Source organism: Marinoscillum furvescens DSM 4134 (assembly GCF_003386095.1).
Lineage (GTDB): Bacteria > Bacteroidota > Bacteroidia > Cytophagales > Cyclobacteriaceae > Marinoscillum > Marinoscillum furvescens.
The window spans coordinates 21,372-39,178 of record NZ_QREG01000017.1 but is presented as its reverse complement, the minus strand read 5'-3'; the positions used below and the strand labels follow the sequence as shown (position 1 = coordinate 39,178).

General features: G+C 45.1%; 12 protein-coding genes. 6 read left to right on the top strand and 6 right to left on the bottom strand.

Going from position 1 to position 17,807, the window contains the following annotated elements; all coding sequences use genetic code 11:
* The first annotated feature begins 9 nt into the window (after window positions 1-9).
* A complete protein-coding gene (locus C7460_RS16485) occupies window positions 10-2,013 on the top strand; it encodes a tetratricopeptide repeat-containing sensor histidine kinase (RefSeq protein WP_115869230.1) in 2,004 nt (667 codons plus the stop codon).
* Window positions 2,006-2,656, top strand: coding sequence for a response regulator (locus C7460_RS16480; RefSeq protein ID WP_115869229.1), 651 nt, complete (start codon window positions 2,006-2,008; stop codon window positions 2,654-2,656). Before C7460_RS16485 ends, C7460_RS16480 begins: the two co-directional genes overlap by 8 nt.
* A gap of 51 nt (window positions 2,657-2,707) precedes the next feature.
* Here the strand turns inward: C7460_RS16480 and C7460_RS16475 are convergent, their stop codons facing one another.
* From C7460_RS16475 to C7460_RS16460, 4 genes are all read right to left on the bottom strand, one after another.
* Window positions 2,708-8,134 carry an FG-GAP-like repeat-containing protein gene (locus tag C7460_RS16475; RefSeq protein WP_115869228.1) on the bottom strand — a complete coding sequence of 1,809 codons (5,427 nt, stop codon included), beginning with the start codon at window positions 8,132-8,134 and terminating at the stop codon, window positions 2,708-2,710.
* Between the two features lie 109 nt (window positions 8,135-8,243).
* The gene (locus C7460_RS16470) at window positions 8,244-8,987 is read right to left on the bottom strand and encodes a LytR/AlgR family response regulator transcription factor (protein WP_115869227.1); all 744 of its coding nucleotides are present in this window, start codon (window positions 8,985-8,987) and stop codon (window positions 8,244-8,246) included.
* A gap of 1 nt (window position 8,988) precedes the next feature.
* Window positions 8,989-11,004, bottom strand: coding sequence for a tetratricopeptide repeat-containing sensor histidine kinase (locus tag C7460_RS16465; protein WP_115869226.1), 2,016 nt, complete (start codon window positions 11,002-11,004; stop codon window positions 8,989-8,991).
* Between the two features lie 76 nt (window positions 11,005-11,080).
* Window positions 11,081-12,055: a GlxA family transcriptional regulator gene (locus C7460_RS16460; protein ID WP_115869225.1), complete on the bottom strand. Its 975-nt coding sequence runs from the start codon at window positions 12,053-12,055 to the stop codon at window positions 11,081-11,083.
* 235 nt (window positions 12,056-12,290) lie between these two features.
* On the opposite strand from C7460_RS16460, the gene C7460_RS16455 reads away from it, so the two are divergent.
* The 4 genes from C7460_RS16455 to C7460_RS16440 all read left to right on the top strand — a co-directional run bounded on the left by C7460_RS16455 (window position 12,291) and on the right by C7460_RS16440 (window position 14,958).
* Complete coding sequence (locus C7460_RS16455; protein ID WP_115869224.1) at window positions 12,291-12,737, top strand: VOC family protein; 447 nt, start codon at window positions 12,291-12,293, stop codon at window positions 12,735-12,737.
* A 12-nt stretch (window positions 12,738-12,749) separates the two neighbouring features.
* Entirely contained in the window at window positions 12,750-13,001 is a 252-nt protein-coding gene (locus C7460_RS16450; protein ID WP_115869223.1) for a VOC family protein, read from the top strand.
* A 131-nt stretch (window positions 13,002-13,132) separates the two neighbouring features.
* On the top strand, window positions 13,133-13,705 hold the full coding sequence (locus C7460_RS16445; RefSeq protein WP_115869222.1) for a peroxidase-related enzyme: 573 nt from the start codon (window positions 13,133-13,135) through the stop codon (window positions 13,703-13,705).
* Complete coding sequence (locus C7460_RS16440) at window positions 13,705-14,958, top strand: GAF domain-containing sensor histidine kinase (protein WP_115869221.1); 1,254 nt, start codon at window positions 13,705-13,707, stop codon at window positions 14,956-14,958. Before C7460_RS16445 ends, C7460_RS16440 begins: the two co-directional genes overlap by 1 nt.
* Before the next feature lie 14 nt (window positions 14,959-14,972).
* Here the strand turns inward: C7460_RS16440 and C7460_RS16435 are convergent, their stop codons facing one another.
* Window positions 14,973-16,319, bottom strand: coding sequence for an efflux RND transporter periplasmic adaptor subunit (locus C7460_RS16435; protein WP_115869220.1), 1,347 nt, complete (start codon window positions 16,317-16,319; stop codon window positions 14,973-14,975).
* Between the two features lie 14 nt (window positions 16,320-16,333).
* A complete protein-coding gene (locus C7460_RS16430; RefSeq protein ID WP_115869219.1) occupies window positions 16,334-17,785 on the bottom strand; it encodes a TolC family protein in 1,452 nt (483 codons plus the stop codon).
* Window positions 17,786-17,807: the final 22 nt, after the last annotated feature.

Genomic DNA, 17,807 nt, shown 5'->3' with positions numbered 1-17,807 from the left:
ACCAGTGTTATGCGTCGCCTGCTCTTCCTATTTGGTCTTCATCTTGGCATTTGCTGTCATGCCACTCAGCAGCTATCTGAGCAGCTAGGAGCGATCAATTCTGAGAGTGACTGGGAAACGAGAAAGTCGCTTTATACTGACATCTTCGACAGTCTGCTAGCCGCGGATATACATAGCATCAACAAAATCGTGGTAGATGCACGTGCAAACAAAGACTTTGATTTTGTCAGTTCCTCACTTTCAACTTTGGCCGAGTACTATTTATACAACATTTCTAAGCCAGACTCTGCGCTACTTATCATCAATGCAGCATTAGCTGATTCAGGGCAAATTTCCACCAGCAACCTGGCACAGCTTTGGCAAACTCAGGGAAATATTTATCATGCCATGCGTAAACTGGATAGCGCTAAATATGCTTTTGAAGCATCTGTAGATGCATTTGAAACTATTAATGACACCTCTCGCGCAAACCTGGGACTAAATTACCTCACCCTCTCTGGCATCTATTTGGATCAGGGAGACTATCTCACAGCAGTGACATACCTGGACAAAGCCCAGTCGCTGCCCGCTTATCAGTATGATAGAGATTACAAACTGCAAACATTGAACAATAGAGCCAACCTCTACAGTATGAATGGTATGCTGGACCAGGCTGTGGAATTTCGAAAGGAAATCATAGCTACAGCAGATAACAATGCAAATAAAATGCTGCTTGCCATTACCTATCTGAACTATGCCAGTGAAGCACGAAAACTTCAGGAAGATTCTTTGGAAATTCAGGTCATATTGGATGGGCTAACCTTAGCTGATACCACTGACTACACAGGCAAAATCATCACTTTCTATTTGCTCTACAAGCTTACAGAAGCCTATTCACGCCAGGATATGACCAATGCAGCACTTGAAGCTTATCAGAAAATGGATTTTTTCAGATCTCAGGCACTCAATGTACCCAGATATCAGATGATCTATGATCGTGCAGATGCAGAGGCGCTGTACTGTCTACAGCAATTCGATGCGGCTCTGACCAAAGCTCAATCGCTATTGACAAATGCTCTGCAAGATAAGGATGCCGAAACCATCATGGACATGCACCGGCTGATATCGCGTATTCAGGCTGCTCAAGGTAATTTTGAGCAGGCGCTCAATCACTATCAGACCTACAATCACCTCCATGATTCGCTTACCCGAATCAACAGATCTAATGCCGTGCTCTACATGGAGACACTGTATGAAAGTGAACGGAAGAAACGGATCATTTCTGACCAAAACAACAAAATTCAACTATTGGCTACTTCCAACGCCTTCAATACCAAATTACTCTGGGGAACTATAATGGCCAGCATCATGCTCATAGGCATGATCTACCTGTTTCGTTCCAGGCAATATGCACTGGCCAAAACCAAACTCCAGCAGACTTTTTCTCAAAAACTCCTAGACGCTCACGAGACTGAACGTAAACGTATTGCCAGAGATCTGCATGACGGAGTGGGACAAAGCCTGATCTTACTCAAAAACAATGCGAATACACAGGGTGATGAATCTTTGGCTCAGCTTGCCGGCCAAACGCTGGATGAGGTGCGTTCAATTTCACGGGCACTGCATCCTGCCCTCCTGACAAAACTCGGAATAAGCGCAAGTATCGAAAAAATGCTTACCGATCTGGACGAGAGCACTGATATACTCTTTAGCTACGAATTGGCTCCCATAGATGGGCTTTTACCTCCCGACATGGAAGTGCATCTTTATAGATTTTTACAAGAAGCGCTCAACAACCTGATAAAACACAGTAAAACCACCGCTGCAGATTTGGAAATGAAAGTTGAAGACCATTTCATCCATGTGATGATCGAAGATTATGGAGTTGGGTTTGATCCGGACATCACCAAACACAGTTTGGGTATGCGTACACTCTACGAACGAGCGGCCATACTCGGAGGTCAGCTACAAGTCAACTCAATGATTGGAAAAGGCACCTCTCTGTCACTGAAAATTCCTTTAGCGCATGCATAACCCTTCAGACATACGAATCGTCACGGCTGACGACCACCCTTTACTATTGCAGGGTCTTAATGACACACTAACACGGCGTGGATACGAGCTGGCTGGAACAGCCAACAACGGCACCGAAGCACTCCAACTAATTTTGGACAAGCAACCTGAAATCGCCATTTTGGATATAGAAATGCCCTACCTCACTGGTCTGGATATCGCAGAAATCTGCCTCGAACGTGGGCTGACCACTAAAATCATCATACTTTCTTACCATAAGGAAGTTGCTTTTATTCATAAAGCCCAGCGCCTCAACCTTTCAGGATACCTCCTCAAGGAAGATACCACCACGGAAATCAGTACGTGTATCGAAGCACTGTTAAACGGGGAAACTTATTACAGTCCGGCCATTGCTCAGTCCACTATGGAACAGTCTTCAGAAATTCAGAAAATGCTCGACCTACTGACACCATCTGAAAAGAAAATCCTGAAGATGATTGCTGAATCTCACAGCACAGAAGCAATCGCCGAATTGCTGCATGTCTCCATTCGCACCATCGAAAAGCACCGCAGCAACATCATCCGCAAGCTGGACCTCAATGGGCAAACGCATACCCTCTCGATCTGGGCTCATGAGCAAAAAGGGGTGATAAAAGGTCTATAAAAAAGGTCGCCCCAGGGGCGACCTTTTATAAGATAGGTCGATGATTGTACTTTAGTTCTTACTAAATCTTGAAACCAAAGAACCGCTAGAGTCACCTCCTATCAGCCTTAGTATATAGGTACCGGGTGAAAGTCCGGTGACATCAATCTGTGACGAGAACCCGCCCTGAAGGATCACCTTACCTGACAAATCGCTTATTTCATAATTCGCTCCTGAGAAGCCTGTTACCCACAAATAGTCCTGCGCCGGGTTTGGATAAAGTTTGATAGTTGCTTTTCCTAAACTCAACACTTCAGCAATTTCCACCTCCAAATCCTCTTGATACAGGTTGTTTTCGCCGTTGCCATCATCGGCAGTAATGGTGATCAACTGACTACCACTAGCGCCAGGTATAGCCGTTAGCTCGATTGCATTTCCACTGACCGAGGCATTCACCACGTTATCATCATTGGACGAAATGCTATAGGTCACCACCTCACCTTGCTCGTCTTCGGGTACAGCAGCAGGCAACAGATCGATCAGCACGCTTTCGGTGAAATCTGCCTCCAGCTGGATCAAAGATTTACTAAGTGTAAACTCAGGGGCATCATTAACCGAGATTACTTCTACAGCAACTGTGAAGCCAAGGGTCTCCTGCCCGTCAGTCACAGACAAATCGATGGTGCCATTCCCGTTTTTATTTGAAAGAGCATTTAGCGTAATCACATTGTTTTGATCGATGGAAACATTGACTGCTGTGTGATTATTGATTAGCTGATAGCTCAAAACATCTCCATCAATATCACGAAACATAGAATCCAAATCTACCACTTCAAAACCTGGGGTATCTTCCAGTATGGAAATATTGGGAATGGACTTTAAGAGCTCGGGTGCGTCATTTACGTTCACCACAGTGATTTGAAACTCATCTGCTACCGACCACTCACCGTCATCAGCGGTAATGGTAACTGTCACTGCCCCCACATCGTCATTTGTTGGATTACCAAAAAGTGTCCGCGTAAATCCGTCAAAAGTGAGCCAGGCAGGCAATCCGGTCACTGCGAGGTTCAAATCGGCATTGTCAACATCTGTGAACTGATCCAAAGGAAGGTTGTAGCTAAACCCAACATCTTCAGTGGCCAACAGATCTGCGACAGGATTAGTCACCTCGGGAGCATCATTTACCGAGGTGATCGATAAATCAAAAGTTACGCTAATTGCTGAATTCCCGTCATTAGCAATCAGGGTGATCTGAGCTTGCCCGTAATAGTCCCTGGGTGCTTCATAGCTCAATTCATTCCCTGTAAAAACTAAAGCAATGGTGTCATTGCTGGATGTAGCCTCAAATGTAAGTGCGTCCCCCTCCGGATCTGAAAAGAATACAGACACATCTGAAATCATTGTACGATTAGCGGCATCTTCCAAAAATGTCACATCCTGAGGTTGGGACACTACAAGGGGAGTTTGATTGTCTTGCACTTCCAAATAGAACTCCATGGAATAGGTACCATGCTCCAGCTGACCATCATTGGCTGTAATGGTGAATAGTTGGCTTCCAAATTGGTCTTGCTCTGCCAATATGGTGACTTCTCCTGTATTCGCATCGATTGCCAGGTTTGCCCAGGCTACGCTAGCCGGTTGCAATGCGTAGCTGATCGCTTGATCTGCTTCGTTCGCAGGACTCAGACCAGTGACAATTACGCGTTCGGTAGAAGAGAAATTTTTTCCTACCACTATACTATCTGTACTAATCTCAAATACAGGAGCGTCGTTTACTGAGTGAATAGTTAGCAAAATGGTGTCAGTAGCCATCAACTCTTGAGAATCTTTCGCAATTATTACTACCTCTACTTCGCCATAAGCATCAGCAATGGTCCCAAAAGTCAAAACATCATCCGAAAGCGCAATGGTACAGTTTTCACTTCCTGCCAGCACCTCAAAAGACAACTCCAATGCATCACCATCCACATCGGCAAAAGTTTCAGACAAATCGACCTGCTCGTTTACAGCATCCTCAGTAGCCGAAAGGTCATCCAAAGCCGATACCAGATTCGGAGCATCATTAACCGCTGTTACCTGTATATCCAACGTGTCTGTTGTGGTCCCAATTCGGTTGGTTGCAGAAAGGTAAAGTATTGCTGATCCATGGAAGTTCATGGATGTCTCTAGCGTCAGCTCAGTTCCACTGATGGTGACGCTTACCGAATCATTGGATGTTATTGCTGTATAGCTCAGCCCTTCACCTAAAGGATCAGAAAAAAGCGTATCCAGCTTCTCGGTAACATCCAGCTGACTATCTTCATCGAGTACAATCGTATTGAGGCTTACCTCCAGCACAGGCGGCAGCAATTCTATTACCCGATTTTCAATTAGCTGTACTCCATCTAAAGCTGTACCTATCAGAATATCCAAATCAGCATCTCCATCACTGTCCCCCAGGGAAACCGAATTGACCGATGATGCAGTAGTGAGCAAATGCTTTTTGGTAAAGTTCATTTCACCATCATTGAGGTGCGCGATCACTCGCTTGGTATATTCAGCAAATGTCACCAGGTCGATAGTTCCATCCCCGTCCACGTCGCCTGCAGCGATGGTTTTGGTATCAAAATTATCCCCATCACCTATGGCTTTATTGGTAAAACTGATTCCATTGCCTCCATTGAGTAAGATGCCAATCCCGTAGGCTTGAGTTCGTGCATAGGCAATGTCCATATCTCCATCCTGATCAATATCCACAGGATATAACTGAGAAGCCGTGTAGTTGCTGAGGGCTCGAGCCCTATACCCAAACGAGCCATCACTTTTTTGGCTGAGGATGTACACCTCATTTTTGGTACTAACAGAGACGTCTGGCAGGCCGTCTCCTGTAAAATCAGCTACAGTTACATCGCTTAATTCAGTATAGGCAAATGGAATTGCTAAATTGGTTTTGGTAAACGAACTGTCAGCATTTTGAGTAAAGAGATATACTTTTTTATCAGACATATGTGTGCGCACCACATCAATGAGCCCATCAAGGTTTACATCCGCCACATAACTTGCTAAAGCATTTGCGCTTTCATCAATTAATTGATGTGCCGTGAAATTGAGTTTACCATCATGATAAAATGCATATACCCCCGAGCCTTTGGAGTTTGCTATCAAATCTGAAACTCCATCTCCATTGACATCTGCCAACCACACATCACTGAGCTGGTAGGTGTCATTGATTTTTACCGGTTGGCCAAAGCTATGACCATCACCACGGAGGAGATATACCAGGTCAGTCCCCAGAGAGGAAGTAGCCACGATATCCAGATCACCATCACCATCCAAGTCGGTAAATTTTGCGCTAGTCACATCCAAAGCTTCATAAGCAAGTTCCTTTGTGGCAAACGCCAATTCGTTCACCCCCTGGCCCACTGCACATTCAAACTGGAATACCTGAGGAGCAACCAACACGGTATCACTTTCGGCTTTCACTCCTATTTGAATGGCGACCGATACCTGCTCTCCAGCTAAAAATGTTGTATCAGGTACAAAGACTGCTGTATCTTTTGTGTAGCTCCATTCACCTGGAATTTCGCCTCGCAAAGAGCTCCACACTGACAAAACACCATCGAGCGAGGTGACATCCAACTCCGTATTGTAGCTAAACCCGATTGATGCATCCGTAGGGACCAGCTGCTGACCATCTACCGGATAAGTGTGAGCTAAGCGCGCAGGATCTGTATACCTTACCGTAAACGATTGGCTCGTACTTGCTCCTTGAGGATCTGTAGCGGTGAGGTTTACTGTGACTTTAGTATTGTTGTAAAAGGAGATCGCCAGCAATCCTTCTGGTTCCAATCGAAGATAATAGTCTTCCGTATACGCCTCATTTACAGACATTGTCAGTTCTCCACCCTCAGGGTCAGTAAAAAGCGTTTCGATATTAGCCATTCTGAACTCACTTGCACCAATCAAGGTATCGGATATTACGGTTGCAATAGTAGGCGGCTGATTAGGAATTAAGTCTACCTTCGACAGAGTGGTTCCAGAGGTTCCAACGTTGGGGCCATAGCTTCCATCAATGAAGGACGCTTCATCGGTATGGTTACCCACAAGTGTAAAGCTGCCATTACCCCTGCTTTTGAATAGTACATTTTCAAACCCTGCATCTCCTGTACTGGAAGCCAGAAATCCACCAGACTGAAAATCGAGCGCAGGAGTCAATTCTGCCCAGAAGCTAGCAGAAGCCGTGTGGCCTAAAGTGTAGCTAGCAGTCCCAGGGTCCAAATCCATCGTACTATTGCCATTCCAGTGACCTGCGATCATCAGGTTTCCAGACATGGTATCTATACTGTGCACATAGTCAGTAGCGGTAGTTGTCGTTTTAAAGTATTTGAGTACTCCACCGTTTCCATTAGAGGCGTTGAATCGAAACACATACCCATGGCCTCCATTTGTGCCAAAATCTTTCTTCGTATCGTTGATAAAGTACCCGTTCGGAATCACTCCAGCCACATAGATATAATCGCCCAACCCAATTAAGTCATGCAATTCGTTAGTCGCTGTTGTGCCTCCCATTAGGGATTTATTCCATCCGATTGTACCCTGCCTGGTCAATTTGATGATATTGATTCCTACACCACGTCGATATCCTGTCCCTGAAATAAAGCGCTCGCTACCCACTTTAGTATGCCCTCCTACAGCAGCCTGATAGGTTGGGCTATACTCGAAAGTGACTGAGCCATCGTAGTTCTGTGTTTCAAAATTCCACCGGAGTACCATGTAAGCATCACCATGTCCATCAATCCCGATTTTTGTAAATTCAGACCCCTTGTTAGAAGACGTTCTTCTACCATATAAAAATGAAAAATCAGGTGCGTAAACACCCAAAACACCTTCTTTGTGAACAGTATTGACATATAGCTGAGATACGCCAGCACCTGGATCCATATCTGCCCCTGGATATTTGGAGTACCCTCCCACATAAATGGAGTCTCCATTGTTGACAGCAATGTCAAAAAATTCCTGAGGTTCCGCGGTTTCGCCTCCTATAGTAAAGTGGTTGAGGTAGGTTCCAGCCGTATCAAATCGAGCAACCAGTGCATCGTTTTGAGCAGTGACAGTGACGGTACCAGATCCCGGATCTAAATCAAAACCTGACGTGCTGCTACCCAAAAACCCAGTAAGCAAAAGGTTTCCAGAATGCGTAAGTACCAGGGCGTTAAAGCGCTCATTTGATGAAGATCCAAAAGCATGCACCCAATCCAGCCCTCCAGCTGCGTCGTAACGAGCCAGAAAAGCATCCTGGCCTCCTGCATTCGATTTGATATTGGCGACACCTGCTCCAAGTGAAAAATCCGCACTGGCACCAGTAAAGTATCCAGTGAGGTAAGTGTTGCCTGCTTTGTCTAAGACCATATCGGTAGTTACTACTCCCGCTCCCAGTCCTAGAGTCCAATCCGGTGTAAACTTCTGCCCCCATACCGTCATGGCGGTCAGGAGCCAAAAAATTGTAAAGGCGTGTTTCATAGTTGTTTCAAGATTTGTGATTGATCTCGAAACTATCCACTAATGAGGGCCCTTACAGGGGTGTTCTAGGGAACTGCAACTATGGCCTAGGGAACTACATAGCTACGGGCTACAGCTGGTCTAGCAGCTGTAAAAAAACCTCCTTTTTAAACCTGGAAAGGGGCACAGTGCTGCCATCCGATAGATGAATACTTCCACCATCCGCTTTATCAAATCGAAGGAGGTGCTTGAGATTGATCAAGTGACTTTTGTGTGGTCTAAAAAAAAGTCTGCCTTTCAGCAGCTCTTCATACTCTTTAAGCGTACGTGTGATTAGTAACTCTTCCCCACTGGTCAGGAAAAACAGTGTGTAGTTATTTTCTGACTGACACCGCACAATTTCATCTATCGCCACAAGTCGAACACTTTGATGGTCTTTCAGCACAAGCTTATTTAGTGCCTTTGGTGCTCCAGTGAAATCCCCCTGAAGGTTTCTAAACTGTTCTGTGGTTTGCAATGCCTTGAGCGCCCGAGCCACAGATTGTTCAAACTCCAGAGGGTCCACAGGCTTGAGGATGTAGTCTATGGCATTGTATTTAAAGGCTTTGATGGCGTAGGTGTCATAGGCAGATATAAATATCACCTTAAACCGGATGCGGTCTAGCCCCAGACGTGCCAACACATCAAAACCCAGCCCATCTGGCAGATTAATGTCTAATAAGGCCAAATCCGGCTGCCAATCATTCAAAAGTTCCAGGGCGGACGATACAGAATCTGCTTCTCGTATCTCCTCTGGGGGCACTTGAGTGTTTTGCAAATAGGACTTTATGGTGGCTCTGGCTCCAGCCTCATCATCTAATAAAAGCACCTTCATATCAGCTCGAAATTAGCACTTTGACAGGCAAGACCAATGCCACCCGAACACCCAGCACCTCTCCTGCTTCATTCACTTTATTCTCTATTTTCATCCGTGATGCCAGTTGACTAGATGCCTTAAATGCCGCCAATCTTTCCTGTGTGATTTGTGTGGCGAGGCTGCGATGCCCCTGTGAGGTCGTCTCTTCTGCCAACCCGACACCTGTATCTTCTATCACTACGGCAATTTCATCCTTTCCCTGAGCGGTCATGCTGATTTCGATATGATTTTTTTCGCTCAAGCCTTTAAACAAGCCATGTTCTAGTGAATTTTCAATGAATGGCTGGGCAAACATAGGTGGTAGGTGATGATAATTTTCGTCAAGCGTTTCATCGATATTTATCGCATAAGCAAACCGGTTACCGAATCGCATGAGCTGTAATTCCAGGTAATTTCTTAGCGTATCCACCTCTTCTCCCAGGCTAATAAATTCTACTCTGGAGTGCTCCAATATCTGTCGCATTAGTTTTGAAAATGTACCCATGTAATGGCCGGCTTTTTCCGCTCCATTTTGCAGCATGTAGTGTTGAATGGCCGTCATGGAATTAAAAATAAAATGAGGATTCATCTGGCTACGCAAAAGGCGTTGCTCTATTTGAGCCATTTGCTGTTTCTTTTGGAGGCGTTGCTGTCTCACAAACATGGTCCCAATGCCCACCCCGGCAATCACCAGGACAATAAGCCCAAAAATCATGAACCTCTGCTGATCTAGTTTAAGAGAAGCAATGCTTGCTTCTTGAGTTAGGCTGGCAATCTCATTATCCTTTATTTCTGATTCAAACTGTGTTTGTAGTTCACTCAGTTGATTGGACTTTTGTTCATTGAGCACTTCCTCACTTAATGCAATGTACTTTTCTAAAGCATCGAGGGATAAGCTCAGATTTCCCATGCTTTTCTGACCATTACTCAGGTATTTATAAGCCTTATAATACACCTCCTTTTGTCCTGTACTTTCACCTAGAGCAATACATTTTTGTGCTGAATTCACCGCCTGACTATAATCACCTATCTCCAGGCTAATGTTGGCTTGTTGAAGGTATAGCTGGATTTGGTTTGGTACCAATTCAGCCTTTTCGGCATTCAAAAGGCCCTTTTCAATGTACTTGAGAGCAGCTTGATGTTCTCCCCTTTTCCGAGCTAGCTCCGCCAATCCTTCCAGGTGATACACCTCCAGATCGATCCGCCCAATTTCATTGGCTATTTGTAAGCCTTCTTCATACTGAGCCATAGCCACATCCCATTTACCACTATCTGCTGCAGCACCTGCCGTAAATTGCAACAGGGTAGTTTGATTGGCTCTTAACTCATGTTTTCTACAAAGCTCCAGTGTAGCATACAGCTCAGCCAAATCTATGCGATCAGGGTAATGATCCGAAAGAATGGTCAGCCGGTTGAGGTAGGCGTTAACCTGGGCGTTAAGGTTCTTTTGATTCCGGGATATGCGCTCCGCCTGCAGGTAAGCATCCATTGCCTGCTCCAATTCGCCCAGATGTTGAAAAACAATTCCTTTACCGATGTATGTTGCGGGAAGAAAGGTAGAATCACCCGTTTCATTAGACACTTGCAAAGCCCTTTCAAAAAAGAACATACTGGAATCATAATCGGCTTTTAGCAAAAAGATATTTCCCGCGTTTTTGAGCATCTCTCCTTGCCAGTCCCAAAGCTCTTGACTCCTGGCGTGTTTGGCACCTTGCACGAACCAATAGGCAGCACTGTCCATCTGCTGAAAACAGTAGTATGAATAGGCGCGGTTTCTCAAAAAGGTCAAAAAACCCTCCTGATATTCCAACGTTTCAAACTCATCCTGAAGTGACGCTATTAGCGAAGCAGCCTTTTGTTTATCACTACACCCCTCCGATGAGAGCAAGGCATTTAAAGAATCTACTCGAACCGTACTAGCAGATTGAGCGAAGGAAATCAACGGCACAAAGGAAGCAGCTCCCAGTATGAGAAAAGCAAAAAAATAAGACTTCAAGCGGTTAGTAGGGTTAGTCCAACTCGAAGATAATCATTACAAACAAAACCTAACAAGCCAGCTGATAAGGCAAGTCTTAAGCCACTACTTTTCGATACCTTGCTCGATAGGCTCCGGGAGTCATACCTACCACTTTTTTAAACACATTGCGAAAAGCTTTATCATCACCATACCCCACTCCATACATCACCTCAGCCACCGATTTTTGCCCACTTTCCAAAGAGCGTTTGGCGGCTTCCATCTTTACCCGCTGAATGTACTCTACCACCGTATTGTTGGTGGCCTGTTTAAACCTTCTCTCAAAGGTACGCCTACTCATAGCGGCTGTATCCGCCAGCTCGTCTACAGAAAACCTATTTGCATAATGCGCTTCTATGAAAGACTGTACCGATTTTATCTGTTCGTCGGCATGTGCTTTTTGTCCTTCAAACATGGTGAAAGCAGCCTGACTGTCCCGGTCAATGTCTATAGCAAAGTACTTGGAAGCAAGAATGGCTACTTCCCTGCTGGTATATTTTTCTAATAAATAGAGCAATAGATTCCAATAAGAATTGGCGCCACCACTGGTATATATTCCGTCATTGTCGGTAATGATTTTGCCATCTTGAAGAATTACTTCGGGGTACCTGGATCTAAAAAGATCGTAATAGGCCCAATGGGTAGAGCACGGACCGCCATCTAGCAAACCTGTTTCAGCCAGTAAAAAAGCTCCCAAACAGAGCGATGCGATCTCCGCTCCTTGTTCATGTTGGTAGCTGATCCAATCGATCAATGGTTTATTCTGCTCAATCGCCGCTTCCACATCCCCAAATAATGCAGGAATGATTACCAGATCTGCCTTTTGTGAATTAGCAATGGTCACATCTACGCTGATATTGCAGTAGCCATCATGCACCCGTACCATTTCTTCCATCCCCACCAATTGCACATCAAACCCGTCTGGCTGCCCCTGACTTCTCAAAAATTGATTGGCTGTAGTAAAAATATACCGTGGGTTGGCAACTGCCTCCGCCACGGCTGATTGAGGCACGAGGATGTAGACTTTTTTCATTGTACTTCTAAAAAATGTTAGGTTTTTCGGTTTGCCGTCACTTTCTTGATTCGGCAATTTAATTCAGCCTAAAAATACCAAAAGCAATCAGATAAATGACACCCTTTCTCCCTCATCACCTTGAATCCTTAGATCTTTTTGACGTAATTAACCCCGCAACACGGCCTATCAGCACCAGCTAAATGACCGTTGAAAACACCATTTTTGTATCCACACTTAATCTTAAAATATCATCATGGCAAGCGTAAGCACATACCTTAATTTCGACAGACAAACAGAAGCAGCTTTTGAATTTTACAAATCCGTATTTGGTGGCGATTTCACAGCACCCGGAATCCAGCGAATGGGTGACATCCCTCCTCAAGAAGGAATGCCTCCTTTACCCGAAGCAGACAAAAACCTCGTGATGCACGTAGAGCTTCCTATTCTCGGAGGGCACTCTCTGATGGGCTCCGACATCCTGGATGGCATGGGGCATCAACTGACAGTAGGAAACAACACTCACATCAACTTACAGATAGACACTCGAACAGAAACGGACCAACTATTCGCTAAACTTGCCGATGGAGGCACAGTTACCATGGAGCTCGCCGATATGTTTTGGGGTGACTACTTTGGGAGCTGCATAGACAAGTTTGGCATTCAATGGATGATCAATTGTCCTGAAAAACCTGCTAACTAAATCACTAAGCATATGACACCTCAAGGCATCATACCATTTTTATGGTTCGAAAATCATGCGGAGCAAGCGATCCATCATTATTTGGATATCTTTCCGAATTCTAGCATTGAGGAGCTAACCTACTGGCCGGAAGGGAGCCCCTTCCCGGCCAATGCGGTCCAGAGTGACAGCTTTACTCTAAACGGGCTAAAACTGCATGCCTTTGATGCAGGACCGCATCATCATTTCATGATTCCACCATCTTATTTTAACGACACTGGGTAAAATCACCCCTAAAGCGTATTTGATTATTAGATCTTTTAGATGAGTTAGTGTCATTATAATCCGACCTTGTAGGATTATGGTACCTGTTAAATCGTTAAATTTGATTAATTCCCAACACAAAATGTACTACAATGACCGATTCATCAAAAACTCCTATATTGATTTCCGAGGAGGAAGCCAGTGGCAGGGTGGCTGAAATATATCAGCGTATCAAGCAGGGCTTTCAAATTGCTTTTGTACCCAATTTCTTTAAGGCCCAGGCCATCAGGCCAGACCTGCTAGAGAATACCTGGGAAAACGTTGAGCGTATTCTGATAAAAGAGGAATACCTTCCCAGAACCATAAAAGAAATGATGTTTACGGCCATTTCTAAAGCAAACCACTGTCAGTATTGCGAATCTGCCCACCTGGCATTTTGCAAGATCCTGGGAGTAGACCAGGCCACTCGAGACCATTTGATGGCAAACATCGAAGAACTCAGACCTGAGAGAACACGAGACATCATCAAAGTAGGTACAAAAATGGGCGTCACGCCTGTGACTGTCACTCAAGATGATTACGACCTACTGCGTTATCACGGTGTAGGTTATGAAGAATTACAGGAAATAGTTGCGATGGCTTCATTTGCTTCCTTTGCAAATATCACCGCCGATACGCTTCAGGTTCCTGTGGATAAGGATTTTCACGACATTCTCACCACCTAATGTTCGACCTTGTTAAGAACCATGCTTCGCAATATGTGCTGTTGACACAAATCTCAACAAAAATTCTAGAGGTAAACTCTCTTGAAGAATTAAGAAAAATCATTCCATCTAGCATCAAGTATCTACTTGACTTTGATCGATTCGTCATGATCGTAAAAGTGCCTGATGAGGATAAATACGAAATGTATCCGTTATTTGATCATCGTACGATTGTTCAGGGTACCGACAAACTGCTAGCCCCAAAAGAGCTCACTGAGCTCAATGGGCCGGCATTGCATTGTCTCACATGTAAAGCCCCTTTTGTTTACAATGACGATCAGTTTACTAAAGAGGAAGTCACCGATCCTTTACTAGAAAACAAACTATTTAATTCATACCTGTACTGCCCGCTCAAGTATAAAAATACCTTTCCCGGGGTGTTAGCTTTTGCACATCGAAAGCCTGACATGTACGAACATACTGATGTGGAACTAGCTACCATTCTTGCTAGCTGGCTGGGTATCTCTGTAAACAGGTGGCAGGTACAGCAGCAGAAAGAGCAACTCAATTTGCAACTAAAAGAAACCAACCAGGCGCTGGTGACGTTTTCGCATGCTGCTTCTCATGACCTAAAATCTCCCATCAACTCGGTAATGAGCTTACTCAACCTGGTAGAAAACAACCTCGTATCGGGTGCTGAGCGGGAAGAAACCATGAAACACATGCGTAGCACACTCAATCGAATGGCGCTACTCATTGATAAACTGCTACAATATGCGCTCTCTGGACGCAGTGATGAGTTTTCGAATGTAAACCTCAACACGCTCATGCAGGAAATCAAATCCGATCTCCATGACAGCATAACAACGAGTAATGCGGAAATCAACTATGAGGATTTGCCAGTGATTAAAGGGGTGGAAATAGAGCTACGCGTTATGTTTCAAAACCTCATCAGCAATGCAATCAAATACCAACCGACTGGCAATACTCCCGTCATAAACATACGCCATAAAAACATGGCTGAGCACCACATCCTGTTGGTGTCCGATAATGGCATTGGCATCCCTGAAAAGCACCTTAAGGCCATATTCACAGAATTTACACGTGTAAAAACCAATAACCAGTATGACGGTGCTGGCATTGGCCTGGCAAGTTGCCTACGCATAGCCAAAGGACATGGAGGGAGCATTCGGGCCGAGAGCGAGCCTGGCAAAGGCACTACCATGATCATCACCCTGGCAAAGGATCCTGCCCCTCCGGACAGCATCCTTTAGCCGGTTACATATGGTCAGTCTTCTTCCTTTTCCTCTTTTTGCTCCTCTTCTTCCACATTATCTCCATCATTAAGGCGCTTGGACACAGCCAAAAACGGACCTGAAATCACTTCTTCGCCTTCAGCTATACCTTCCAGTATTTCTATACGCTCAAAATCACTGATCCCTGTCTTAACAATAGTCTTTTTGGCCGCTCCATCTACTACCTTAAATACCACTTCGTCTAGCTCCTGATCGAGAAGTTGCTCTTCGCCACTTGCCTCATCACCCTCGCCTTCTCCACTCTCTGCTTTTCGAGTAGTCACTGCTGCCAATGGTACTGTAAGGATATCACGCTTAGTTTCAGTTAGAATGTCCACACTAGCCGTCATCCCGGGCCGAAACGGATACTTCATTCCCTTCTCCTGTACCAAATCCTGATAGGAGCTATTCAAAATCTTGATGCGTACTTCAAACTCCGTAACGGCATCAGCAGATGTCTTGTCATTGGCCGTATTGGCTATCTGAGTCACTACTCCTTTAAAGGTCTTGTCCATGTAGGAGTAAGAGTCCACATCGATGATTGCCGTATCGCCATTATTTATGCGAATAATGTCGTTTTCGTTTACATCCACACGCACTTCCATGTTGGTTAGATCTGCTATGCGGAGCATTTCTGTACCTTGCATCTGCGAGGTACCCACTACGGTTTCGCCTTCTTCCACATCCAGTTTCGAAACGATTCCGTTCATCGGAGATTCTATTTCAGTGAGCCTTAGATTCTCAGCAGCTTCATTTACCGATGCCTGAGCACTTTGTACTACAAACTTTGCCGCCTCCACATTTTGCTTAGCAGATGCCAGGTCTTGCTTGGCCACGTTGTAGTTTGCCTCTGCCAGCTGAAAGTCAGCCTCCGATATTACCTTTTCCTGGTAGAGTTTTTTCTGCCTGTTAAACTCCAGCTCATTACGCTTGTAAGTAGCCTCCGCTCTTGCTGTCCTTGCTTTTGCGTCTTCCAGGTTGGCTTTTTGCTGATTGAGATTAGCACGAGCTCGTTCCAACGCAGAAATGAAATTGTCGGGCCTTACCTTCACCAAAAAATCACCTTTGGAAACACTGTCGCCTTCTTCTACCGCAAGCCTGATAATCTCGCCTGGCACCTCAGGACTGATCTTCACCTCTACTACCGGCTGCACCGACCCGGACGCACTCACCTTTTCTATAATAGTAGCCCGCTCCGCTTTGGCAATCTCTACCTGTATGGCCTTTTTCTGACCTACCCAGCCTTGAGATTTTCCTACTACTGCTACTAAAATGAGTACGATTACGACCGCTCCAAGTATGTAGAGGATCTTGTTTGAACTGTTTTTCTTTTTAGCCATGGTGATTTGGATGATTAAAACTGTAAGGATTTGCCCTGATAGAAATCAAGAATTTTCTTTTTAAAAATGAAGTCAAACTTCGCTCTGACCAGATCAGATTTGGCCTGAAAAAGGTTGTTGGACGCTACCTGATAGTCCGTAAAATTGGCAGCTCCCAGGTTGTATTGGTTTTCTACCGATCGAAAGGTTTCTTCCAGTGCTTCTACCTGACGATTGGACGCCTGATAGGTTTTGGATGCAGCATAGGCATCATTGTAGGCGGTTTCTATCGTTTGACGTAAAATATTTTTTTGTTCGGTTACCGCTATTTCAGCTTGCTGCAAAGAGATTTTTGCCCGCTGCACATTGGACGAAGCACTTAATCTATTGAAAATAGGTACAGATAGGTTAATGGAGAGTTGATTGCTTAAATTTTCGCGAAACTGCTCACCCATGGTAAAATCCGGGTCTTCGCCCACGATATTGGGCTGCTCTATATCTGCGACTACCGTTTGAGAAGGGGCATCCTGCACATAGCCAATTGGTGTAGTAGTGGTCACTGTACCCTCAAAAATTGGTCGAGCTCTATCCGCCGCGTCGGAGTAGTTGGTACTAAAACTACCATTGAGTGACAAACTCGGTGCATAGCCTGCTTCTGCCACTTTTACTCCCATGGCTGCAGCCTGCACCTGTAGCTGTGCGCTCTGGATTTCAGGCATGGCTTTTAGCGCGGCCTCAAATACCTCATCAGATGATATGCCCAGTTCTTCCCCAGATTCTAATTCAAGTTCCGGCACTACCAGCTCTACCTCCTGACTTGCAGGAATAAGCATGGCTTGCTTTAGGCTTAGTAAAGCCAGGTTTAAGTTGTTTTCGGCATTGACCAGATTCACTTCATTGGTAGCTACCTGTGAGATGAGCTCCAACTCACTGGTACGTGGCAGTGCTCCGCCTGCTACTAGTTTTTTGGTACGGTCTAGCTGCTCCTGACTAGACTGCAGCTGGTATTCTGCATTTTCCAGTAGCTCCCGATTAAATATAACATTGAGGTAAAAGATGATAATGTTTAACGAAATGTCGTTTTTGGCTCGCTCTACGTCGTATTCTGCAGACTCGTAGCTCAGCTGGCTTTGCTTGATCGAATTGGTGATTCTAAACCAATTGAACAGCGTTACATTGGAGCTACCATTCAGCCCTGTGAAGTTGATCTGCTGCGAAATGAACTGGTTGGTTGTGGGGTCAATGGATCGCCCCCAGTTATAGCCATAGCCGCCACCTACATTTAGGTTGGGCAATCGCCCTGCACGGGCCTGGCGCAAGTCTACTGCCGCTCCCTCCTGCTGGAGTTGGCTGCGTTTTACCGAAAGGTTATTGTCAATGGCTATAGTGATACACTCCTGCAGGTCGAGTATACGCACTGAGTCTGACTGCCCGAAGCTGGTGAATGCTCCTAGCAATGTACAAGTGATTAGGACGGTTAATTTCATAAATGAATCAAATATTTAGTGC